Consider the following 21,353-nt stretch of genomic DNA (forward strand, 5'->3'; position numbering starts at 1 on the left):
CCGATGACCTCCGTCCAACACGACCACAGTCCTTATTACTGGTATCTTGCGGGTCTTCGCGGAATCTTTTCGCTTCCAGCCTTTATCCTGATGGTCTCGTTCGTCGGCTTCAGCGCCTTCGCACTCGAATCGGGTCTCACCCGGACCCAGGCCATGGTGATGACCATGGCCGTCTGGGCTCTCCCGGCGAAGATGATCCTCACCGGCATGATGGCGAGCGGCGCGTCTCTGCTGGCGATCTTCATCGCCGTATCGCTGTCGTCCATCCGCATGATGCCTATGGTCGCATCCTTGGTCCCCGAAATCAGGACCGAACGCACGCCGACCTGGGTCTTGCTGATCCTGTCGCATTTTGTCGCGATCACCGCATGGGTCTTCACCATGCAGCACATAGCCGATGTGCCGCGGGAGCATCGCGTGCGTTACTTCGCGGGTTTCGGGATCACGCTGACGCTGGTCAATACGGTTCTGGTTGGTATCTGCTACGGCCTTGTGGCGAGCTTTCCGCCGCTGATCGCCGGTGCCCTGTTTTTCCTGACGCCCGTCTATTTCGTCGCTTCGATCTGGGCGACATCGCGCCAACCCCTGTTGAAGCTTGCATTTGTGATCGGGGCCGTGGGTGGTCCGGTGCTGACACTGGTCATGCCGGGCTTAGATATTCTGGTGGCCGGCATTGGCGGAGGAACGGTCGCCTATCTCATCGACCGCGCCATTCGCCAGCGCCGTGCCGCCACTGATTTGACAGCGGAGAAATCCCCATGATGGCGGACTACTGGCCCTTTGTCGTGATTGCCATCGGTGGCTGGCTTGCTACGGATTTATGGCGCTATCTTGGGGTTGTCGCCGGAAACCGGCTTGACGAGGAGTCAGAGGCTTTGCGTTGGGTCAGGGCGGTTGCCACGTCGCTGGTGATGGCCGTGACGGCCAAGCTGATCGTCTTTCCCAGCGGCATGTTGGAAAGCTCTCCGCTCTGGCTGCGACTCGGTGCGGCGGGCCTTGGCTTTCTGGCATTTCTCGCCGCCGGCCAAAAAGTGGCCGTCGGCGTCGTCGTTTCCATGGCCTTGCTCATTGCAGGCCTGCTGGCCTTGAGCTGATCGCCAATGATTACTCGTCCATCGCCGCCTTAATCTTCTCGGCATTGGCCTTCAGCACGTCGATGCTTTCCATGCCGCCGGTATGCGGCTTCAACGGCTGGCCTTCGTGACGCGGGATGACGTGGAAATGCAGGTGGAAGACGGTCTGGCCGGCCGCCGGCTCGTTGAACTGGGCGATGTAGATCCCATCCGCCTCGAAGGCTTCTTTTGCCGCGACCGCCATCTTCTGCACGACCGGAATTAGCTTCGCCAGGACCGCGGGATCGGCATCCAGCATGTTGCGGGAGCCCGTCTTGGGAATGACGAGAAGATGCCCTGGCGCCTGCGGCATGACGTCCATGAAGGCGAGGGTGTGGTCATCCTCGTAAAGCTTGACGGAGGGAATCTCGCCTTTCAGGATTTTCGCGAAGATGTTGTTCGGATCATAGGCCGCTGTGGTCATGTCTGTCTCCCAAGTCATTCTGGTGATGGTCAGGCAGCGGCGTCAATCCTGCCGCTCGCCTTTGCGGAACGGGCTGTGTTCGGAGAGGTGCCCGCCCATCCGTTCGACCTCCTCCCGCTCCCGCTGCAGATAGTCGTCGATCGCCCGGCGCAGGCCGGCATGGGCGATGTAATGCGCCGAATGGGTTGTCACCGGCAGGTAGCCGCGCGCCAGCTTGTGTTCGCCCTGCGCGCCGGCCTCTACCCGCTTCAAGCCCCGCGACAAGGCGAAATCGATCGCCTGGTGATAGCAGACCTCGAAATGCAGGAAGGGGTGATCCTCAATACAGCCCCAGTGGCGACCGTAGAGCGCCTCCGAACCGATAAAATTGATCGCGCCGGCGATATATCGGCCATCGCGCTTTGCCATGACGAGAAGGATGTCATTGGGCATACGCTCGCCGATCAGCGAATAAAACTGTCGTGTCAGATAGGGGCGGCCCCATTTGCGGCTGCCGGTATCCATGTAGAAGGCAAAGAACTGGTCCCAGATGTCTTCAGTCAGGTCCTTGCCGGTCAGCCAGTCCACGGTGATCCCGTTTTCCAGCGCGGCCCGTCGCTCCTTCTTCAGGCCCTTGCGCTTGCGCGACGCCAAAGTCTCCAGGAAGGCATCGTGGTCGGCATAGCCGTCATTGATGAAATGAAACTGCTGGTCGGTCCGGTGCAGATAGCCGGTTTCCTCGAAGATGGGTAGTTCATCTTCCGGCAGGAAGGTGACATGGGCGGACGAAACATCCAACTCGCGTGTCACCTGCCGCAGGCCACCCGCCAGCAGTCCCTTTATTGCAGGCTCATCCTGGCCGCGGGCAACCAGCAATCGCGGACCGGTGGCAGGCGTGAAGGGCACGGAGCACTGGAGCTTCGGATAGTATCGCCCGCCGGCCCGCTCGAAGGCGTCAGCCCAGCCGCCGTCGAATACATATTCTCCACGGCTGTGGTTCTTGAGGTAGCAAGGCATGGCACCGAGCAAACTGCCGGAGGCATCTTCCAGGATCAGGTGATGCCCGAGCCAGCCGGTCTGCGCCGTGGCGGAGCCTGATTCTTCGAGCGAAGACAGGAATGCATGGGACAGAAAGGGATGGTATTCACCGCCGGCAGTTGCATCTGCGCCGGCAAGTCGCGCCCACATCTCGGGCGCGATCCTGGAAAACGACTGTTCTACTCGGATTGTCACATCGCCTGTCATGCGGCCGGCTGGCTCTCCCTTGGATCGAATCCCTCGAACGTCATCTGCTCTGCATATTTATAGGTCTGCGCCCGGGCGATTTCATCCCTCACGGTCCAGGTAATGATCCGAACCCCCTTGTTTTGCTGCTCGGTGATGAACGCGTTCGGCAGGTGAGCGACGTAATAGGAGATAAAGTCGAGCCCTAGTGCCATGGCTTCCTGATGGGCGGCAAACTCTTCCGGCTTATCGCCCATGGCCGTCAGGCCGACGGGGTAGGGGCAACCGGCAAGCTTGAGGGCTCGCAGCAGGTGATAGTCGAAGCTCATCAGGGCGACCTTGCCCTCATAGCCTTCGAGAACCTCCAGCACGCTCTCGACAAAGCCGTCGTCCTGCTCTGCATCGATACCCTTGAGTTCGATCACCAGGGGCACGCGACCCCTAACCAGCGAGAGCATCTTCTTGAGCGTTGGAATGCGTTCCGAAGTGCCGCCGACAGACAAGAGGCCGAGCTCCGATGCCGTGCGCTCACGCACCTCGCCGGTCAGTCCGCACAGGCGCTGCAAGTCATGGTCATGGAACACCATGGGCACGCTGTCGGACGACAGCTGGATATCGCATTCGATGGCGAAACCAGCCTCCGCCGCTCGCTCGAAGGCGGCAAGCGTGTTTTCCCAGACGGACTTGTTCATGTCGTGATAGCCGCGATGGGCGACCGGCAGTTCGACAATCCAATCGGCAGTGCTCACAGCGCGATCTCCAGGACGGCGTCGATCTCGACAGTCGCATTGAGGGGCAGGGAGGCCATGCCGACCGCGGCGCGCGCATGCTTGCCCGCCTCGCCCAGGACATTGGCGATCAGATTGGAAGCCCCGTTCATCACGAGATGCTGGCTGGTAAAGTCAGGCGCTGAAGCGATGAAGCCATTGAGCTTCACCACCCTGGTGATGCGTCCGAGATCGCCCGAGAGCGCCGATTTTGCCTGGGCCAGAATGTTGATGGCGCAGAGTTCCGCGGCCCGTTGTGCAGCGGCCAGGTCGACATCGGTCCCGGCAAGGCCGGTCACTGCGACCTTGCCGTCTTCCATCGGCAACTGCCCCGACAGGAAAAGAAGGTTGCCCGAGATCACATATGGTACATAATTGGCCGCCGGTGCCGCAGCCTGCGGGAGGACGATGCCAAGCTCCTTCAGCCGGCTTTCGATAACGTCAGACATTTTGCTTTCCTGCGTTTATTGTAAAGTCACAAAAAATCCTGCATTCAAGACACGAGGTGCCTCGTTTTTGCCGGGACTGTTCTTATAGCATCGGCAGCGAGTCCAACAGGAGGAATTGCATGTATCGCTCGAGCCTTGCCGCTGCCATCGCCGCCTGGGCCGCAACGACCGGTCTGGCCGCCGCCAGCGCCAATGCCGCAGCCGCCGGTGCGCTTGCACCACACCGTGCAATCTACGACATCGAACTCAAGGAGGCTTCGGAGCGATCCGGGATTGAGGGCATGCGCGGTCGCATGGTCTATGAGTTCAACGGATCCGAATGCGCCGGCTATACCACCAATTTCCGTTTCGTGACCCGCATCGATACGGGTGAGCAGGTGCGCGTCACCGATCAGCAGAGCCTCACCTTCGAAGATCTCACGGCTGGACTGTTCCGCTTTGAGACGAAGTCCTTCACCGATGACAAGCTGGACAAGGACGTCAGCGGGACGGCCGAGGAGCAGGACGGCAATGTCTCGATTGAGCTGTCCGAGCCGGAGCCGCGGGAGTTGGAACTGGCGAGCAGCCGCTTTCCGGCGTCACACATGCTTGAAGTCATCGAAAATGCGCGCAAGGGCAAGAAGCTGTTCGAGGCCCGTATCTTCGACGGTTCGGAAAATGGCGACGAGACCTATCTGACGACGACGATCGTCGGCAACGCGCAAAAGCCGGAAGCCGGCGACGCTGATGCCGCCAAGGCCGGCGATCTCGCCAATGCCAGCTACTGGCCGGTATCGATCGCCTATTTCGACGAGAGCACCACTGGCGACGTGGTCCCGGTCTACACCCAGTCTTTCAAGCTGTATGAGAACGGCGTTACGCGCGATCTCACGCTCGATTACGGCGACTTCGTCCTCACGGGGCGGCTGAGCAAGCTTGAGATCCTGGGGACGGGCGACTGCAACCAGGCGAAAGCCAAGCCCTGACACCCGCTAAATTACAAGAATGGCCTTGATTTCCCGAGGAATCGGGGATATGGGCACCACCATTCCACACGCGAAGCTTGGGATGGACCGGGAGAAATCCGGTCGGTTCCGCCGGTGGCACATCAGATGTGCTGTTTGCTTCGCGGGGGTTAAACCGGAAACAGGAGACTACAAGGCATGGCATTGCCCGATTTCAGCATGCGTCAGCTTTTGGAAGCTGGCGTTCACTTCGGCCACCAGACTCATCGCTGGAACCCGAAGATGAAGCCGTATATTTTCGGCGATCGTTCTAACATCCACATCATCGACCTGGCCCAGACCGTTCCTATGCTGTCGCGCGCCCTTCAGGTCGTGTCTGACACCGTTGCTCGCGGCGGCCGTGTTCTGTTCGTCGGCACCAAGCGCCAGGCTTCGGAAATCATCGCTGATTCCGCCAAGCGCTCGGCACAGTACTACGTTAACTCCCGCTGGCTCGGCGGCATGATGACGAACTGGAAGACCATTTCGAACTCGATCCAGCGTCTGCGCAAGCTCGACGAGATCCTGAACTCGGATGCTTCGGGCTTCACCAAGAAGGAACGCCTGAACCTCGAGCGTGAGCGCGAGAAGCTTGAAAAGGCCCTCGGCGGTATCCGTGACATGGGCGGCACGCCGGACCTGATGTTCATCATCGACACCAACAAGGAAAAGATCGCCATCGACGAAGCCAAGCGCCTTGGCATTCCGGTCGTTGCGATCATCGACTCGAACTGCGATCCGGACCTCATTGACTACCCGATCCCGGGTAACGACGACGCCTCGCGCGCTATCTCGCTGTATTGCGACCTGATCGCACGCGCTGCCATCGACGGCATCGCACGCCAGCAGGGCGCTTCGGGCCGCGATCTCGGCGCTTCGGCCGACGCGATGCTCGAGCCGGCGCTCGAAGAAGAAGCAGGCGCCTGATCTTTTTCGGCCGCGAACGAATGCGCGGCCTGTCAGGTGTAGGAATAACGAACGGCCGCCACTCAGCCAAACGGGTTGGCGGCCGGTTTTCGTTCAGGCGGCCGCCGCATGTCGCTCAGCGCAGCGGATGGCCGTGAAGGAATTTCGTGATGATCTCGCTTCATCACGCTGTCATATTTACGGGTACAAGTCGTGCCCAAACAGGCGCGGACCGGGTAGATCCCGGTTGCGTCGCGTGAAACGATAAGAGGCAAACAATGGCTGAAATCACTGCTGCACTGGTTAAGGAACTGCGCGAAAAGTCTGGCGCGGGCATGATGGACTGCAAGAAGGCGCTGACCGAAAACAACGGCGACATCGAAGCCGCCATCGACTGGCTGCGCGCCAAGGGCATTGCCAAGGCCGACAAGAAGTCCGGCCGCACCGCAGCCGAAGGCCTGATCGGCATTGCCGGCGCGGGCACCAAGGCCGTCGTGGTCGAAGTCAACTCCGAAACCGACTTCGTTGCTCGTAACGACGCGTTCCAGGATCTCGTCCGCGGCATCGCCTCCGTAGCGCTGTCGACCGATGGATCGGTTGACGCCATTGCTGCTGCCACCTACCCGGCATCGGGCAAGCCCGTATCCGACACCATCAAGGATGCGATTGCCACGATCGGCGAAAACATGACGCTGCGTCGCGCCACCCTGCTGTCCGTCGAAGACGGCGTGGTCGCAACCTATATCCACAATGCGGTATCCGACGGTCTCGGCAAGCTCGGCGTTCTGGTCGCGCTGAAGTCGACCGGCAACAAGGAAGCGCTGAACGCGATCGGCCGTCAGGTCGCGATGCACATCGCTGCCACCAACCCGCTCGCAATCCGCGCCGACGAAGTCGATGCAGCCGTTGCAGAACGCGAACGCAACGTGTTCATCGAGCAGTCCCGCGCTTCCGGCAAGCCGGACAACATCATCGAAAAGATGGTGGAAGGCCGCATGCGTAAGTTCTTCGAAGAAGTTGCCCTTCTCTCGCAGGCCTTCGTCATCAACCCCGACCTGACCGTCGGCGCTGCCGTCAAGGAAGCTGAAAAGGAAGTGGGCGCCCCGATCGAAGTCGTCGGCATGGCCCGCCTGCTGCTCGGCGAAGGCATCGAAAAGGAAGAAAGCGATTTCGCAGCCGAGGTCGCTGCTGTCGCCAAGGGCTGATCGGCATCTCCTGATCTTGCCGTGAAAAGGTATGGGGCATCGCGTGACAACGCGGTGCCCTTCGTGTATCCGCCTTGCAATTACATCTGAGGAGCTGACATGACTTCAAAGCCGATTTATGGGCGCGTTCTTCTCAAGGCATCGGGCGAGGCCCTGATGGGCAGCCAGGGTTTCGGTATTGACGTGGCAGTTGCGGATCGCATTGCGTCCGATATTGCCGATGCCCGCGCCATGGGCGTGGAAGTTGGCGTCGTGGTCGGCGGCGGCAACATCTTTCGTGGCGTGGCCGTGGCCTCCAAGGGCGGCGACCGGGTGACCGGCGACCACATGGGCATGCTTGGCACGGTCATCAATGCGCTCGCACTCGCCACCTCGCTGCGCAAGCTCAACATCGACACCGTCGTGCTCTCGGCCATCGCTATGCCCGAGATTTGCGAAAGCTTCTCCCAGCGCGCCGCCCTTCACCATCTGGCGCAGGGGCGCGTGGTGATTTTCGCCGGTGGAACCGGCAATCCCTTCTTCACCACCGATTCGGCTGCCGCCTTGCGCGCCGCCGAGATTGGTGCGGAGGCGATCTTCAAGGGAACCCAGGTTGACGGCATCTACTCCGCCGACCCGAAGAAGGACCCGACAGCTACCCGCTTCGACAAGTTGACCCATAGCGAAGTGCTCGAAAAGGGCCTGGCGGTTATGGACGTTGCTGCCGTGGCACTGGCACGCGAAAATTCCATCCCGATCATCGTCTTCTCGATCCACGAGAAGGGCGGTTTCTGCGAAATTCTGTCCGGCGGCGGTCGTATGACTGTCGTTACCGACAACTGACGGCGGCCTTAGCCAACCCTCACTTGCCGCATCGTGACTACAGGAGAAAAGACAATGAGCGAAGGCATCGACATTTCTGACATCAAGCGCCGCATGGATGGCGCCATCAATGCGTTCAAGCACGATATCGCGTCTCTGCGCACCGGGCGCGCCTCGGCCAATATCCTGGATCCCGTGACGGTCGAAGCCTATGGCTCGCGCATGCCGTTGAACCAGGTGGCCAACGTCACCGTGCCGGAACCGCGCATGCTGGGCATTTCCGTGTGGGATAAGTCCATGGTCAATGCCGTCGACCGCGCGATCCGGGAGGCCAATCTTGGGCTCAATCCGATCATCGATGGTCAGAACCTGCGCATTCCGTTGCCGGAACTGAACGAGGAGCGCCGCAAGTCGCTGGTCAAGATCGCGCACGAATATGCCGAGAAAAGCAAAGTCGCCATTCGCCATGTGCGCCGCGACGGTATGGATGGTCTAAAAAAAGCCGAAAAGGATGGTGTTATCGGACAGGATATCAGCCGTTCCACCTCGGAAAAGGTGCAAAAGATGACGGATGAGGCTATTTCCGATGTCGACCGCTTGCTCGCCGACAAAGAAAAAGAAATCATGCAGGTTTAAACAGGGACCTCAGTTCGTCGCTCCTCCATTGCACCGGGCCCACAATGTCGAAACTAAACAGTCGCGCGATACCCGAACATGTCGCGATCATCATGGACGGTAACGGCCGGTGGGCGAATGCGCGTGGCTTGCCACGGGCCTTTGGCCACAGGAAGGGCGTGGAGGCGGTACGCACCACCGTGAAGGCCGCGGCCGAGGCCGGGATCGGCGTCCTGACGCTCTTTGCGTTCTCCTCCGAGAACTGGCGGCGTCCGGAGACCGAAATCACCGATCTGTTCGGACTGCTCAAGGCCTTCATCAGGCGGGACCTCGCGGAACTTCATCGCGAAGGCGTCAAGATCCGGGTGATTGGCGACCGGTTCAGCCTGAAGGAAGACCTGCGCGTGCTGCTGCAGGAGGCGGAGGAGACGACGCGGGGCAATAGCGCCCTGACGCTGGTCATCGCCTTCAACTACGGCTCTCGCGACGAGATCGCGCGAGCCGTTCAAAGCCTGGCGCAGGACGTTGCGGCAGGACTGATTGCGCCCTCCGACATCGATGCCGCCGCCATTGGCGCACGGCTCGACACAGCCGGTCTTCCCGATCCCGATCTGATCATCCGGACCAGCGGTGAGGAACGGCTTTCCAACTTCCTGATGTGGCAGGCCGCCTATTCCGAGCTGATGTTCGTGCCGGAATACTGGCCGGATTTCGGCCGCGATACCCTTGTTGCCGCGCTCGAACGGTATGCCACGCGCGAGCGGCGATTCGGGGCCGTTGTCGCTCCGGCCGTCGCCGCCGGCACGTAAGTAGCGTCGATGGCGCGGGAACTTAAACTTCGCATCTATTCGTCTGTTGTGATGGTGGCCGTCGTTCTGGCCGCGACATGGCTCGGGGGAACGGCATTTCGCCTTCTGTCGGCACTGATATCGCTGCTGGTCTACTACGAGTGGTCCAGCATGACAGGTTTGCGCGATTCAAACTTCCGCGCCAATGCCTGGGGCTGGTTCTCGACCGGGGCCATCTGCGCCAATCTCCTGTTCGGCTCCGACGACATGGCTGTTCCGCTGCTAGGGGGCCTTGTTGTGACGGCGCTGGTTCTGAAGCTGGTAGGCCGCTGGAGCCTGTGGCTCGCGGGTGGCATCCTTTATGCCGGGCTGACGGCCATAGCCATGGCGGGAATCCGCGGTGACGATTCGGTCGGCTTCACCGCTATGCTCTTTGTTTTCGCCACGGTCTGGGGCACCGATATCCTTGCCTATTTTGTCGGACGAGCGATCGGCGGGCCAAAGCTCGCGCCGCGAATCTCTCCCGGCAAGACCTGGTCGGGCGCGGCGGGTGGAACCGTGTCCGGCGTGCTCGCCGGCTCCGGGCTGGCGCTCATCTTTTTCCCAGCGGTTGGCCTTTGGATCGTTCTCGTGGCATTTCTGCTCTCGGTGTCCAGCCAGATAGGCGACCTGTTCGAATCTTTCATCAAGCGCCGCTTCGGTGTAAAGGATTCGAGCCATCTGATACCCGGCCACGGCGGCGTCATGGATCGCGTCGACGGCCTGGTATTTGCGTGCTTTTCCGCGTTTTTGCTGGCTGCAATCCATGCCGCTCTGACCGGACGCCCCGTTGCTTCGCTCGGTGGCTTTTTGCTCGGTCTTTGATCCGGGTCTCGAAGAATGAGGTGAAATATGGACGGTCTTTACTCGATCCCGTGGTTGCTGGTCGGCTATATCCTGCCCTTCATCGTGGTGCTGTCGCTGCTGGTGTTCGTCCATGAAATGGGACACTACCTTGCGGGGCGCTGGTCCGGCATTCGGATCCTCGCCTTTTCCGTGGGATTCGGCCCTGAGATTGCGGGTTACACTGACCGCCATGGAACGCGCTGGAAGATCTCGGCCATTCCGCTCGGCGGTTATGTGCGATTCTTCGGCGACGAGGATGCGGCAAGCCGGCCAGATTTTGACGGGATCGCCGAGTTGACCCCCGCCGAACGGGAAACGACCATGGCCGGGGCAAAGCTGTGGAAAAGGGCCGTGACCGTCGCGGCTGGACCCATCGCCAATTTCATCCTGGCAATCGCCATCTTTGCCGTTGTCTTCGGGATGAACGGCAAGCCGGTCGTGGATCCGGTCGTTGCGGAAACCAGGCCCGGAAGTGCAGCCGCTGAAGCCGGTGTGCTTCCGGGTGACGTCTTGCTGGCGCTCGACGGGCAGAAGGTTGCGACCTTCGATGATGTCCGGCGCTATGTCAGCATGCGCCCCGATATCGAGATCCTCGTGACGGTGAAGCGCGGGGAAGAGACGCTCGATCTGCCGATGGTGCCGAAGAAGAGCGAGATTACCGACCAGTTCGGCAACAAGATGGAAGTCGGCCTGATCGGCATCGTGACCAGCCAGGAGCGCGGCAATTTCCGTGTCGAGGAACTGTCGCCACTGGAGGCGCTGCGCGAGGGCAGCCTTCAGACATGGCATATCGTCACGGGCACGTATGATTATCTCAGCAATCTCGTCATGGGCCGCATGAGCGCGGAGCAGCTGGGCGGGCCGGTTCGAATCGCCAAAATGTCAGGCGAGGTCGCGACTTTGGGCATCACGGCCTATCTCACCTGGGCGGCCATGCTGTCCGTGTCGATAGGTTTGCTTAATCTTATGCCGGTACCGGTGCTTGACGGCGGACATCTAGTCTTCTACGCGATTGAGGCGGTCAGGGGGAGGCCGGTCGGTCCGGGGGCGCAGGAAATCGCGTTTCGGATTGGCCTTGTCATGATCCTGTCGCTGATGGTGTTTTCCACTTGGAACGACTTCGGTCGGCCCTTCGGATGATGTCGGAGCCTTGCCAAGCGTGTTACGATTTGTTTACGATGTTTCAAATTGATAGTGGCGATTGGGCCACGCCTTTAAATGAAGTAAACGGAAATTAACCTGCAGTCTTGCTTGTAGGGGAAAACCGGTTAAAACCACTCTCGGGCCGGAGTCGGGTCGGATTGGCTGCGGGACAACGGAAAAAAGGTTAGAAATACAGATGAAGGCTGGTTCAAAGTTTTTGAACGCTGTTTCGGCAGCTGCTCTGTCTGCTGGGGTCGTGTCTTCTGGTGCAGGCGTTCTCGTTCTGGCATCCACTGTGGCCGTTCAGGCCGCTGTGATCCAGCGTGTTGAAGTTCGTGGCGCTCAACGCGTCGGCACGGAAGCTGTTCGGTCGAATATCACCATCCAGCCCGGCAAGAGCTTCTCCAACACGGATATCGATGAGTCCGTGAAGCGGCTCTATTCGACCGGGTTCTTTTCCGATGTTCGCATCTCCGTTTCCGGTGGCACGCTCGTCGTCACCGTATCCGAAAACCAGCTGATCAATCAGGTCGTGTTCAACGGCAACCGCAAGATCAAGGACGACAAGCTGCAGGGTCTGGTTCAGACCCAGGCGCAGGGTCCTTACAGCGAGAGCCTGATCACCGCTGACATCGCGCGCATGAAGGAGGCTTACGCCGCCATCGGTCGCAGCGACGTCGAGATCACGACTCAGGTAGCGCCTGTCGCCGAAGGTCGCGTCAACCTCGCCTTCGTCATCAACGAAGGCGATCGCACCAAGATTTCGCAACTGACCTTCGCCGGCAACCAGGCCTATAGTGACAGCCGTCTTGCTTCCGTCATTTCGACGAAGCGCTCCAACATGCTCTCGTTCCTGACCCGCAAGGACGTCTACAACGAGGACAAACTGCGCGCTGACGAAGAAGCCCTGCGTCAGTTCTACTACAATCATGGCTATGCCGACTTCCGCGTGATTTCGTCTGACGTCAGCATGGGTGAGGGTGGAAACGAATATTCCATCAACATCACCGTGGATGAAGGTCAGCGTTACAAGTTCGGTCCGGTAACGGTCGAGTCGACGGTCGAGGGCATCGATGCCCGCGAGCTTCAGGGCCTGCTTGAGACCCGCGAAGGTGCCGTCTACAGCGCCCGCGATGTTCAGAAGTCGATGGAAGCCATCTCCCGCCGCGTATCGTCTGCGGGCTATCCGTTTGCGCGCGTCGTTCCGCGTGGCGACCGCAATTTCGAAAACAATACGATCGGTGTGACCTATCTCGTCGACCAGGGTGACCGGGCTTACGTTGAGCGGATTGAAATCCGCGGCAACACCCGCACCCGTGACTATGTCATCCGTCGCGAGTTCGATATCAGCGAAGGCGACGCCTTCAACCAGGAAATCATTTCGCGCGCCAAGCGTCGTCTTGAGGCTCTGGGCTACTTCAATGCCGTCAACATCTCGACCGCACCTGGCTCGTCGCCTGACCGCGTCGTTGTTGTGGTCGACGTTGAGGATCAGCCGACCGGTTCGTTCGGTATTGGTGCTGGTTATTCCGCTGGCGGCGATGGCCTGATCCTGGAAGCCTCGGTTGAAGAAAAGAACTTCCTGGGCCGTGGTCAGTTCATCCGCGTCGCGGCAGGTGGTGGTTTCGAAAACAGCCAGACCTATAACCTGTCGTTTACCGAGCCTTATTTCCTCGGCTATCGCCTCGCCGCCGGCTTCGATATCTACAAGAGCCGCACCGGCAGCAACGCGAATTATGATTATGCCGAACAGGGTGCGACGCTGCGCATCACGGCGCCGATCACCGAAAACCTGGGCACCACGTTCCGCTATAACTACAAGGAACTGGAATACACCAATGCCGGTACCGGCCTGTCGCGTCCGTATGTCGATCTGGTCAACGGCAGCCCGTGGGTTCAGTCGTCGGTCTCGCAGACGATCACCTACAACACGCTGGATGACCGTGTCATCGCCCGTGAAGGTATCTATGCCACGGCGACGCAGGAATATGCCGGTCTGGGCGGCGATTCGGACTTCTACAAGATCTACGGTAAGTTCAAGTACTTCCACTCCCTGTCGGATGAGCTTGACCTGATCGGATCGGTTTCCGCGAGCGGTGGTCACGTGACGCCGACGAGCGGTAATCTCAAGGCCTTCGATCAGTTCATGATCGGTGGTTCGGATCTGCGCGGCTTCGAGACCAATGGTATTGGTCCGCGTATGGCGAACGGCGATCCGGTTGGTGGCACGACCTATTTCACGGTCTCTGCCGAAACCAACTTCCCGCTTCCGGGCATTCCGCAGGATCTCAATCTGCGCGGTGCGGTGTTCGCGGATGCCGGTACGCTTTACGGCAACGATGTTCGCAACACGGCTGGCATTCAGGGCACCAGCATGTCCTGGCGTAGCTCGGTCGGCGCCGGTATCCTCTGGGTATCGCCGTTCGGTCCGCTGCGGTTCGACTATGCCGTGCCGATCGCCAAGGAAAGCTTCGACAAGGAACAGCGTTTCCGCTTCTCCATGGCGAGCCAGTTCTGATATCGACTGTCGAACCGACAGCACTGAGACAGTCCGGGGCGCAAGTCGATGCAGCATGAACATTTTTTTCCGCCCCGGGATGGCATGACCCTTTCAGAATTGGCAACTCGGCTTGATGCCGAGTTGCGCGATCCTGCGACGGGTGATGTGATGATCAGCGGGCTGGCGCCCGTTTATCGCGCCAAAGCGGGCGAGCTTTGCTATATCCTGTCACGTCGTAACAAGGATGAGCTGAAGACCTGTGAGGCTTCTGCGATTCTGTGCGACAAGGCACTGCTTTATCTGGTGCCGGATCATATTCCGGCACTGGTGAGCAAAAATCCGCATGCCGCTTTCGCGATTGCAGGTGGCCTGTTCTATCCCACCGCGCTGAAGCCGTCTCCCATCGTGTCGGGCCTGGAGGGCGTTTCTCCTGCCGCTTTTGTCGATCCGCAAGCCAAGCTTGAAGCTGGCGTGGTCGTCGAGCCCATGGCGGTGATCGGTGCAGCTGCCGAGATCGGCGAGGGCACGCGGATCGGGGCAGGGGCCGTGATCGGCCACAATGTCAAGATCGGGCGCGGTTGCACGATCGCGGCGGGCGCGTCGATCTTGTCGGCCTATATCGGCAACAATGTCATCATCCACAACGGTGCGCGGATCGGCCAGGATGGCTTCGGCTATGCGCCGGGACCGGCGAGCATGATCAAGATCGTCCAGATCGGCCGGGTGATCATCCAGGACAATGTCGAGATCGGCGCCAATACCACGATCGACCGTGGAACTATGGACGATACGGTCATTGGCGAGGGCACGAAGATCGATAACCTCGTCCAGATCGGTCACAATGTGAAGATTGGCCGCCATTGTGCCATCGTCAGCCAGGTTGGTATCGCCGGCAGTACCCGTTTGGGCAATGGTGTTCAGATTGGCGGTGCGGCGGGCGTCAACGGTCATATCACCATCGGCGACGGTGCCCAGATCGCTGCCATGAGCGGCGTGCTGAACGATGTGCCGCCCGGTGAGCGTTACGGCGGGGTTCCGGCCCGGCCAATGAAGGATTATTTGCGCGAAGTTGCGGCCATGCTTGGTCAGGCCGATATCCGCGCGAAGGAGAAAGGGGGAAAAGAATGAGCGGCGAAGAGATAAAGGCCGATTTGGCGGCTGCCGATATTCTTGAGATCATGAAGCTCTTGCCCCATCGCTATCCTTTTCTGCTGGTGGACAAGATCGTTGAGATCGATGGTGATAACTCCGCCATCGGCATCAAGAACGTGACGGCAAACGAGCCGCATTTCACCGGCCATTTTCCCGACAGCCCGATCATGCCGGGTGTGCTGCTGATCGAGGGCATGGCCCAGACGGCTGGTGCCATCTGTGCGCGAAAGCAGGGTGAGCACGGCAATCTCGTCTACTTCATGACCATCGACAACGCCCGTTTCCGCAAACCGGTGGTGCCGGGGGATCGCGTGGAGTATCATGTGGTCAAGCAGAAGCAGCGCGGCAATATCTGGAAGTTTCATTGCGACGCCAAGGTCGATGGTGCCTTGGTCGCCGAAGCCGATATTGGCGCGATGATCATGCGCAAGGATGGCCAATGACCGCGACGTCAGAAACCCAGATTCATCCGATGGCCGTCGTCGAAGACGGCGCTGTCATTGGTCAGGGCGTGAAGATCGGGCCATTCTGCCATGTCGGCCCACACGTCGTTCTGGGTGACGAAGTCGAGCTTCTGTCGCACGCCGTGGTGACCGGGCGCACGACCATCGGTCGCGGCACGCGCATTTTCCCGTGCGCGACCATCGGTGGCGATCCGCAAAGCGTTCATCACGGTGGCGAGCACACCACGCTTTCGGTTGGTGATCACTGCACGATCCGTGAAGGCGTGACGATGAACACCGGAACGGCCGGAGGCGGCGGCAAGACGGTTGTGGGCGACAACAACCTCTTCCTCGCCAATTCGCACGTGGCGCATGACTGTCAGCTCGGAAATCACATTATCCTGTCGAATAACGTGATGCTTGCTGGCCACGTGACCGTGGAAGATCGCGTGATCCTGGGTGGCGGCTCTGCCGTGCACCAGTTCACTCGCATTGGTCGCCAGGCCTTTATCGGTGGCCTGTCCGCCGTCAGCTACGACGTCATTCCCTATGGCATGCTGAATGGCAATCCGGGCGTGCTGAGCGGCCTGAACATCGTTGGCATGACACGGGCCGGTATCGAACGGGCTACCATTCATGTCGTCAGGCGCGCTTACAAGCAGATCTTCGAGGGCGAAGGCTCCGTGCGCGTGAATGCGGCGGCCATTCGCGAGGACTATGCCGATTGCAAGGAAGTCGTTGAAATCCTGGATTTCATTGCCGCCGATGCAGATCGTGCCCTGTCCTCCCCATTCCGCGGCAAGGCTTGAGCGCCATGCCGCTTGCGCCCGGCGCGCGTGGTCATCGCCTGGGCATTATTGCCGGCAGCGGTTACCTTCCGCACTTCGTCGCTGAGGCGGCGCGCCGTGCCGGCGAAGATCCGTTCATCATGGCGCTTTCGAACGAAGCCGACCAGTCCTGGGACGGGTTTGAGCACGCCGTTATCGGGGTTGGCGATGTGGCAGGCCTTGCCCGGCTTCTGAAACGCCATGACATTGGCCGCGTGGTGATGTCGGGTGCGGTGCGCCGTCGCCCGCCGCTTGCTGACATCCACGTCAACCTGCGGTCGCTTGTGAAACTGCCTTGGGCACTCAAAACCCTGCTCGCAGGCGGCGACGATGCGGTTCTGAAAATGGTGATCACGCTTATCGAGGCGCAGGGCGCGTCGGTGATTGGCGTCCAGGATATTGCGCCCGATCTCCTCGCGACGGCCGGGGCGCTTGGCAAGATCAGGCCATCGGCCGATGATATCGCCGACATCGCGCGCGCATCTGAGGCTGCGGAAGCCTTGGGGCGCCTGGATGTCGGGCAGGGCGCCGTCTCGATTGGTGGCCGCATTGTGGCGCTCGAAGGAGTCGAAGGGACCGACCGCATGCTGGGCCGCGTCGCCGAGCTTCGCGCCGAGGGACGCATCTCGATGAAGCGAAAGGGCGTCCTGGTAAAACTCTGTAAACCCCAGCAGGATATCCGCGCCGACCTGCCGGCAATCGGTATCTCCACGGTGGTCAACGCGCAAAAGGCCGGATTGGCGGGTATCGCCGTTCAAGCGGGCCGTGCACTGGTCATCGAGCGCGAGAAGATGCTCGCGGCTGCCGATGAGGCGGGCCTGTTCGTCTGCGGCATCGATCTGGGCCTTGAGGGTTACGGACTATGACGCGGCCTCTGAAGATTGCCGTCATCGCGGGCGAAGTCTCAGGCGATTTGTTGGGCGGCGACATCATCGCCCGGCTGAAGCAGATCTATCCCGGTGAAATCACCCTGGTCGGCGTTGGCGGCGAGGCGCTGATCGGGCAGGGGCTGACATCGCTGTTCGACTTCTCCGAACTGTCGGTTATGGGCCTGACCCAGGTGTTGAAGCGCTTGCCCCGGTTCATTCAACTGATTGGCCTGACAAGCCGCGCAATCATCGCCGAAAAGCCTGACCTGCTCCTGATCATCGACAGCCCTGACTTTACGCACAGGGTGGCCCGCAAGGTGCGGGCGGCACTGCCGGACTTGCCGATCGTGAATTATGTCTGCCCCAGCGTCTGGGCCTGGAAGGAGTATCGCGCCAAGGCCATGCTGTCCTATGTGGATCGCGTGCTTGCGGTGCTGCCCTTCGAGCCCGAGGTCATGCAGCGTTTAGGTGGGCCGGAAACGCTATTCATCGGCCATCGCCTGACCGCGGATCGCCATGTCTTGGAAACGCGGCAAAGACGCGCGGAGCGTCCGCTCGATCCGACGCCCCGGACAGTGCTGCTCTTGCCGGGATCCCGCCGCGGGGAAATCAGCGCACTTCTGCCCGTTTTCGGGGAGGCGATGAGCGAGTTCGTGCGGCGAAACGGCGAGACGCGGTTTATCCTGCCGACCGTCCCCCGTCAGGAGGCGCTTGTGCGCCAGATCATTTCGGACTGGTCGCTGAAGCCGGAAATCGTCGTTGGGCAGGATGCCAAATGGCGCGCCTTTGCTGAGGGGGATGCGGCCATGGCAGCGTCCGGCACGGTGCTTTTGGAGCTGGCGCTGTGCGGCATCCCGGCCGTATCCACCTATAAGGGCGATATGCTGATGACGTTGTTTAGCAGCCGAATCCGGATCTGGACGGCCGCCCTGCCAAATTTAATTGCCGATTACGCAGTGATCCCCGAATATATGAATGCAGCACTGCGTCCCGGCGCCTTGGTGCGCTGGATGGAGCGGCTGACGACGGACACCATTCAGCGGGAGGTCATGCAAAAAGGCTTTGACACCGTCTGGGCGCGGCTGCGCACCGAGGTTCCCCCGGGCGAAGCCGGCGCGCGACACATGCTGGATCTGCTGCGCTCACGCAATCTCATAAGCTGACTATCTCACGCCGCTTCCGCGCGAAACGGTGTGACGCGTGGCGCCATGGCAGGGACATCGAAGTGATCGGGTGCAAGACCCGCCTTCGCCCTCGCGGCCATCATCTCGAACGCGCTTTCCAGATGGCGGCAGAAACGCTCGTCATCAAACAGAGGAGCGCTGAAACGATGATCGGCGATATGGCGCCGGATCGCCCGCAATTCTTCTCGGTTCTGCACCATTTGGGTGCACAGACGCACATAGTCTTCGCGATCTTCTGCAACCAGTTGCGGCAGTCCAATGGCGTTCAGCAGGCTTTCCGACACCCTCGACGCAAAGTTGGTGCCCTTGAAGGTAGCGACCGGAACCCCGGCCCACAGCATGTCGGATGTTGTCGTGTGACCATTGTACGGGAAACTGTCGAGGCCGAGGTCCGCGGCCTGGATCCTGACAATATGGGGCTTGTAATCAGTCTTTGCCGCAAACAGCAGCTGACCGGCCTTGATGCCCAACCGTCGGAACTCCTCCGCGGTTGATTTGCGGGACGCGCCGCCATTGCACATGATCCACAGCAAGGATTGCGGATTGGCGCGCAGAACATCGGCCCAGATCGACAGGCATTCGAGCGAGTTCTTTCGCTGGCTATGGAAGGCCGCAAAGACGAAACGGTCGGCGGGCAGGCCATAGACATGGCGCGGCTGCCCTGGCGGAAGCGCCCGATAGACCGGATCATTCGGCTGGTAGGTTTCCGGCAGGCGGCAAAATTTCTCGTGGTAGTGCGGCTTCGAACTCTCCGGCAGCACGAAGCGGTCGCCGATCACGTAGTCGCAGTCCACATTGACACAGCTGCCGGGAAAGCCCAGCCATTGCACGTGGATCGGCGCCACCGGCAGATTCATGATGCCGGAGCGGGAATTCTCGGTATGCCCCTTCAGGTCGACCAGGATGTCGATCTGGTCATTTCGAATGGCCTGCGCCGCCGCCATGTCGTCCATCTCGCCGATGCGGACGATCCGCCCCCATTTCACCCGGTTGCCCCCGTCCATGGCCACGTATTTGTCGGGGGTTGAGCAGTAGAGAGTGGTCTCGAATCGATCGCGGTCGTGGCGTTCGAGTACGCTCTGGAACAGCCGCATGGTCGAATGGTCGTCCCACAGGTCGCTGGAGACATAACCGATCCGCAGCTTCTCCTGCCATTGGTGCGGCATCGCCCAGCGGAGAGGGCCTGAATTCGGGGCTGCCTGCGTTATCGGGCCTGTATTCGCCGCCAACCGGTTCAGGCTCTCGTCGCGGCACCACATCAGGCTGTAATGGGGGGATTCTCCGACAAGAGACGAGAGGTCACCGCGGGCAATATCATCCGCAACGGCCACTTCCTCGCGTCGCATGATGTCATAGTCACAGAACTCCCGCGCGTAGCCCAGCAAGGCCATGCGGATGAAAGGATCCTCCGGAAAGATTGCACGCAGTTTGGAGAACAGCGGGATGTTGCGCTCGTTGTTCCATTCCTGCGTCAGCAGGCCGATGGCATAGAGCAGGTGCTCCGGATCATCGCTGTCCACCAGGTCATTCTGAACGCTCTTGACCAGTTCCCTGTTGCCGCTGGCGCTTCCCAGCTTCGCCAGGACAAAGGCCGCTTCTGGATCTTTCGGATAGCGTTGACGCAGGTCCAGCGCCAGCGACATCGCCTGCCCATCGAGACCGTCATTGAGGCTGAGGCGGGCCGCACGCGCCAGGAAGGTGCGCGGGTCGATCACCATCTGGGAAGCCTGCAGATAGGCCTCAATGGCTTCCTTGATGAGGCCCAGCCCCTCAAGCGAGCGCGCCATCAGGTGCAGCACGGACCCGTCGGGGTTTGTAGCAATGATTCCGTTCAAGACTTCCAGAGCTTCGGAATACTGGCCGTTGTCAAAGGCCGCCTGAGCGCGCGCCATGCTATCGGTGCTCTGCAAGTTTCGTCTCTCCATGCAAACTCGTGGAGACACAAAGTAGTGTCTGGCCCTTGCGCCGGGCTAGCGACGCGACCCGGAAAAACCGGGGCAGCCTTTGCGCCAGTTGCTTGGGCTTTGCCTGCCCGTCAGGATTGGGACAGGCAACCGACCATCGAATCGGCAAGATTGCGGATCAGCTGCGGATAGAGGTCAGGCCCTTCCGGTATGGTGGCGCCATGGGGATCCAGGGCGGCAGACTTGGCGGACGTGCCCTCCATGACGACGGAGACGAGCTTGGACTCAAACTGCGGTTCAGCGAACACGCAGACAGCTTTCAGCTCTGCAATCTTGTCATGGATCGCCGAAATACGTTCCGCGCCGGGCATGTTTTCCGGGCTCACGGTGACGGAGCCGGCGACCCTCACTTTGTAGCGGTGTTCGAAATACTGATAGGCGTCGTGAAACACGACGAATGGCTTGTCCGCGACGGGTGCCAGTTTCGCCTTGGTCTCCGCATCGAGTTGGTCGAGCTCTGCCTCGAGAGCCGCAAGGTTTTTGGCATAGGCGCCGGCGTTGGCCGGGTCGGCCTTGGCAAGCGTTTGTTCGACTGCCCTTGCCATGGCCTTGGCATTCATAGGGTCGAGCCACATATGCATGTCGACGCCGTGCTCTTCGTGGCCATGGTCGTGTTCGTGGTTCTCAGCCGCCTCATGGGAATGGCCGTGATCGTGGCCTACTTCCTCGGCGTGTTCTCCGCCCCCGTGATCATGGGCTTCGAAGGGTCCACCCTCACGGTATGCCAGCTTCTCCAGGCCAGGCACGTCTTCCATTTCAACGACCTCAGCCTTGCCTGCCAGCGCCTCCAGCGGTTTCTCAAGAAAGGCTTCCAGGCCGTGGCCCATCCAGAAGACGATCTGTGCCTTCTGCAGGGCCTGGGCGTCCGATGGCCGCAAATTATAGGTATGGGCAGAGGCCGTGCCCTTCACGATCAGCGACGGCGTGCCCACATTCTTCATGACCGCGGCCACCAGGGAGTGCAGCGGCTTGATCGAGACGACCACGTCAGGTGCGGCAAAAGCCGAAACCGGCGCTAGGGTAAGCGCGGCAACACCGCCGAGCATCATGGAGCGAAGGAATTTCATGGCGCTACTCCGACTTGAATGTAAGATGTAATGTTATTACATCAATTGCGTAATGCTATAACGTGT

Annotated in this window: 22 protein-coding genes; 16 read left to right on the plus strand and 6 right to left on the minus strand. The window is 60.4% G+C overall.

The annotated features are described in order from the left end of the window. Positions 1 to 3 precede the first annotated feature (3 nt). Both B9A97_RS06845 and B9A97_RS06850 read left to right on the plus strand, forming a co-directional pair. Complete coding sequence (locus tag B9A97_RS06845) at positions 4 to 762, plus strand: AzlC family ABC transporter permease (protein WP_084364457.1); 759 nt, start codon at positions 4 to 6, stop codon at positions 760 to 762. Beyond that, positions 759 to 1,094 (plus strand): AzlD domain-containing protein, encoded by a 336-nt coding sequence (locus tag B9A97_RS06850; protein ID WP_084364284.1) that lies wholly within the window; start codon positions 759 to 761, stop codon positions 1,092 to 1,094. Before B9A97_RS06845 ends, B9A97_RS06850 begins: the two co-directional genes overlap by 4 nt. 10 nt (positions 1,095 to 1,104) lie before the next feature. Here the strand turns inward: B9A97_RS06850 and B9A97_RS06855 are convergent, their stop codons facing one another. Genes B9A97_RS06855 through B9A97_RS06870 form a run of 4 tightly spaced genes read right to left on the minus strand, consistent with a single transcriptional unit; the run spans position 1,105 to position 3,955 of the window. Continuing rightward, the gene (locus B9A97_RS06855; protein WP_084364285.1) at positions 1,105 to 1,536 is read right to left on the minus strand and encodes an HIT family protein; all 432 of its coding nucleotides are present in this window, start codon (positions 1,534 to 1,536) and stop codon (positions 1,105 to 1,107) included. Positions 1,537 to 1,578: 42 nt separating this feature from the next. Continuing rightward, complete coding sequence (locus tag B9A97_RS06860; protein ID WP_084364286.1) at positions 1,579 to 2,760, minus strand: GNAT family N-acetyltransferase; 1,182 nt, start codon at positions 2,758 to 2,760, stop codon at positions 1,579 to 1,581. Continuing rightward, positions 2,757 to 3,488 (minus strand): glycerophosphodiester phosphodiesterase family protein, encoded by a 732-nt coding sequence (locus B9A97_RS06865; RefSeq protein ID WP_084364287.1) that lies wholly within the window; start codon positions 3,486 to 3,488, stop codon positions 2,757 to 2,759. Before B9A97_RS06865 ends, B9A97_RS06860 begins: the two co-directional genes overlap by 4 nt. Next, positions 3,485 to 3,955 carry a RidA family protein gene (locus tag B9A97_RS06870; protein WP_084364288.1) on the minus strand — a complete coding sequence of 157 codons (471 nt, stop codon included), beginning with the start codon at positions 3,953 to 3,955 and terminating at the stop codon, positions 3,485 to 3,487. The genes B9A97_RS06865 and B9A97_RS06870 overlap by 4 nt, the downstream gene beginning before the upstream one ends. 119 nt (positions 3,956 to 4,074) lie before the next feature. Here B9A97_RS06870 and B9A97_RS06875 point away from each other — a divergent pair, with 119 nt between their 5' ends. The 14 genes from B9A97_RS06875 (at position 4,075) to lpxB (ending at position 18,235) form a co-directional block, all read left to right on the plus strand. Continuing rightward, positions 4,075 to 4,920, plus strand: coding sequence for a cell envelope integrity EipB family protein (locus tag B9A97_RS06875; RefSeq protein WP_084364289.1), 846 nt, complete (start codon positions 4,075 to 4,077; stop codon positions 4,918 to 4,920). 177 nt (positions 4,921 to 5,097) lie between these two features. Next, on the plus strand, positions 5,098 to 5,865 hold the full coding sequence (gene rpsB, locus B9A97_RS06880) for a 30S ribosomal protein S2 (RefSeq protein ID WP_084364290.1): 768 nt from the start codon (positions 5,098 to 5,100) through the stop codon (positions 5,863 to 5,865). Between the two features lie 257 nt (positions 5,866 to 6,122). After that, positions 6,123 to 7,049 (plus strand): translation elongation factor Ts, encoded by a 927-nt coding sequence (tsf, locus tag B9A97_RS06885; RefSeq protein ID WP_084364291.1) that lies wholly within the window; start codon positions 6,123 to 6,125, stop codon positions 7,047 to 7,049. Between the two features lie 99 nt (positions 7,050 to 7,148). Continuing rightward, the gene (pyrH, locus tag B9A97_RS06890; RefSeq protein ID WP_084364292.1) at positions 7,149 to 7,871 is read left to right on the plus strand and encodes a UMP kinase; all 723 of its coding nucleotides are present in this window, start codon (positions 7,149 to 7,151) and stop codon (positions 7,869 to 7,871) included. A 54-nt stretch (positions 7,872 to 7,925) separates the two neighbouring features. Next, positions 7,926 to 8,486 carry a ribosome recycling factor gene (gene frr / locus B9A97_RS06895; RefSeq protein ID WP_084364293.1) on the plus strand — a complete coding sequence of 187 codons (561 nt, stop codon included), beginning with the start codon at positions 7,926 to 7,928 and terminating at the stop codon, positions 8,484 to 8,486. Between the two features lie 44 nt (positions 8,487 to 8,530). Continuing rightward, positions 8,531 to 9,274, plus strand: a complete 744-nt coding sequence (locus B9A97_RS06900; protein ID WP_084364294.1) for an isoprenyl transferase — start codon at positions 8,531 to 8,533, stop codon at positions 9,272 to 9,274. A gap of 9 nt (positions 9,275 to 9,283) precedes the next feature. Next, positions 9,284 to 10,117, plus strand: coding sequence for a phosphatidate cytidylyltransferase (locus B9A97_RS06905; protein WP_084364295.1), 834 nt, complete (start codon positions 9,284 to 9,286; stop codon positions 10,115 to 10,117). 27 nt (positions 10,118 to 10,144) lie between these two features. Next, a complete protein-coding gene (gene rseP / locus B9A97_RS06910) occupies positions 10,145 to 11,278 on the plus strand; it encodes an RIP metalloprotease RseP (protein WP_084364296.1) in 1,134 nt (377 codons plus the stop codon). A gap of 199 nt (positions 11,279 to 11,477) precedes the next feature. Next, positions 11,478 to 13,799, plus strand: a complete 2,322-nt coding sequence (gene bamA, locus B9A97_RS06915; RefSeq protein WP_084364297.1) for an outer membrane protein assembly factor BamA — start codon at positions 11,478 to 11,480, stop codon at positions 13,797 to 13,799. 48 nt (positions 13,800 to 13,847) lie between these two features. Further along, the gene (gene lpxD / locus B9A97_RS06920; protein ID WP_084364298.1) at positions 13,848 to 14,909 is read left to right on the plus strand and encodes a UDP-3-O-(3-hydroxymyristoyl)glucosamine N-acyltransferase; all 1,062 of its coding nucleotides are present in this window, start codon (positions 13,848 to 13,850) and stop codon (positions 14,907 to 14,909) included. Further along, positions 14,906 to 15,376, plus strand: coding sequence for a 3-hydroxyacyl-ACP dehydratase FabZ (gene fabZ / locus B9A97_RS06925; protein WP_084364299.1), 471 nt, complete (start codon positions 14,906 to 14,908; stop codon positions 15,374 to 15,376). The genes lpxD and fabZ overlap by 4 nt, the downstream gene beginning before the upstream one ends. Next, the gene (gene lpxA / locus B9A97_RS06930) at positions 15,373 to 16,185 is read left to right on the plus strand and encodes an acyl-ACP--UDP-N-acetylglucosamine O-acyltransferase (protein ID WP_084364300.1); all 813 of its coding nucleotides are present in this window, start codon (positions 15,373 to 15,375) and stop codon (positions 16,183 to 16,185) included. The genes fabZ and lpxA overlap by 4 nt, the downstream gene beginning before the upstream one ends. A 5-nt stretch (positions 16,186 to 16,190) precedes the next feature. Further along, positions 16,191 to 17,069: an LpxI family protein gene (gene lpxI / locus B9A97_RS06935; protein ID WP_084364301.1), complete on the plus strand. Its 879-nt coding sequence runs from the start codon at positions 16,191 to 16,193 to the stop codon at positions 17,067 to 17,069. Beyond that, positions 17,066 to 18,235 carry a lipid-A-disaccharide synthase gene (gene lpxB / locus B9A97_RS06940; protein ID WP_084364302.1) on the plus strand — a complete coding sequence of 390 codons (1,170 nt, stop codon included), beginning with the start codon at positions 17,066 to 17,068 and terminating at the stop codon, positions 18,233 to 18,235. Before lpxI ends, lpxB begins: the two co-directional genes overlap by 4 nt. Positions 18,236 to 18,240: 5 nt before the next feature. On the opposite strand, the gene B9A97_RS06945 is transcribed toward lpxB, so the two are convergent. Both B9A97_RS06945 and znuA read right to left on the minus strand, forming a co-directional pair. Continuing rightward, positions 18,241 to 20,166, minus strand: a complete 1,926-nt coding sequence (locus tag B9A97_RS06945) for an O-linked N-acetylglucosamine transferase, SPINDLY family protein (RefSeq protein ID WP_244564150.1) — start codon at positions 20,164 to 20,166, stop codon at positions 18,241 to 18,243. A 125-nt stretch (positions 20,167 to 20,291) separates the two neighbouring features. After that, positions 20,292 to 21,269: a zinc ABC transporter substrate-binding protein ZnuA gene (znuA, locus tag B9A97_RS06950; protein WP_280164077.1), complete on the minus strand. Its 978-nt coding sequence runs from the start codon at positions 21,267 to 21,269 to the stop codon at positions 20,292 to 20,294. Between the last annotated feature and the right edge of the window lie 84 nt (positions 21,270 to 21,353).

This window comes from Rhizobium sp. RU36D (assembly GCF_900176345.1).
Taxonomy (GTDB): Bacteria; Pseudomonadota; Alphaproteobacteria; order Rhizobiales; family Rhizobiaceae; genus Allorhizobium.

Bases quoted from the DNA above. Each gene is read 5' to 3' on its own strand.
- B9A97_RS06845 (WP_084364457.1), top strand. From the start codon at position 4: ATGACCTCCGTCCAACACGACCACAGTCCTTATTACTGGTATCTTGCG.
- B9A97_RS06850 (WP_084364284.1), top strand. From the start codon at position 759: ATGATGGCGGACTACTGGCCCTTTGTCGTGATTGCCATCGGTGGCTGG.
- B9A97_RS06855 (WP_084364285.1), bottom strand. From the start codon at position 1,536: ATGACCACAGCGGCCTATGATCCGAACAACATCTTCGCGAAAATCCTG.
- B9A97_RS06860 (WP_084364286.1), bottom strand. From the start codon at position 2,760: ATGACAGGCGATGTGACAATCCGAGTAGAACAGTCGTTTTCCAGGATC.
- B9A97_RS06870 (WP_084364288.1), bottom strand. From the start codon at position 3,955: ATGTCTGACGTTATCGAAAGCCGGCTGAAGGAGCTTGGCATCGTCCTC.
- B9A97_RS06875 (WP_084364289.1), top strand. From the start codon at position 4,075: ATGTATCGCTCGAGCCTTGCCGCTGCCATCGCCGCCTGGGCCGCAACG.
- rpsB (WP_084364290.1), top strand. From the start codon at position 5,098: ATGGCATTGCCCGATTTCAGCATGCGTCAGCTTTTGGAAGCTGGCGTT.
- tsf (WP_084364291.1), top strand. From the start codon at position 6,123: ATGGCTGAAATCACTGCTGCACTGGTTAAGGAACTGCGCGAAAAGTCT.
- pyrH (WP_084364292.1), top strand. From the start codon at position 7,149: ATGACTTCAAAGCCGATTTATGGGCGCGTTCTTCTCAAGGCATCGGGC.
- frr (WP_084364293.1), top strand. From the start codon at position 7,926: ATGAGCGAAGGCATCGACATTTCTGACATCAAGCGCCGCATGGATGGC.
- B9A97_RS06900 (WP_084364294.1), top strand. From the start codon at position 8,531: ATGTCGAAACTAAACAGTCGCGCGATACCCGAACATGTCGCGATCATC.
- B9A97_RS06905 (WP_084364295.1), top strand. From the start codon at position 9,284: ATGGCGCGGGAACTTAAACTTCGCATCTATTCGTCTGTTGTGATGGTG.
- rseP (WP_084364296.1), top strand. From the start codon at position 10,145: ATGGACGGTCTTTACTCGATCCCGTGGTTGCTGGTCGGCTATATCCTG.
- bamA (WP_084364297.1), top strand. From the start codon at position 11,478: ATGAAGGCTGGTTCAAAGTTTTTGAACGCTGTTTCGGCAGCTGCTCTG.
- lpxD (WP_084364298.1), top strand. From the start codon at position 13,848: ATGCAGCATGAACATTTTTTTCCGCCCCGGGATGGCATGACCCTTTCA.
- fabZ (WP_084364299.1), top strand. From the start codon at position 14,906: ATGAGCGGCGAAGAGATAAAGGCCGATTTGGCGGCTGCCGATATTCTT.
- lpxA (WP_084364300.1), top strand. From the start codon at position 15,373: ATGACCGCGACGTCAGAAACCCAGATTCATCCGATGGCCGTCGTCGAA.
- lpxI (WP_084364301.1), top strand. From the start codon at position 16,191: ATGCCGCTTGCGCCCGGCGCGCGTGGTCATCGCCTGGGCATTATTGCC.
- lpxB (WP_084364302.1), top strand. From the start codon at position 17,066: ATGACGCGGCCTCTGAAGATTGCCGTCATCGCGGGCGAAGTCTCAGGC.
- znuA (WP_280164077.1), bottom strand. From the start codon at position 21,269: ATGATGCTCGGCGGTGTTGCCGCGCTTACCCTAGCGCCGGTTTCGGCT.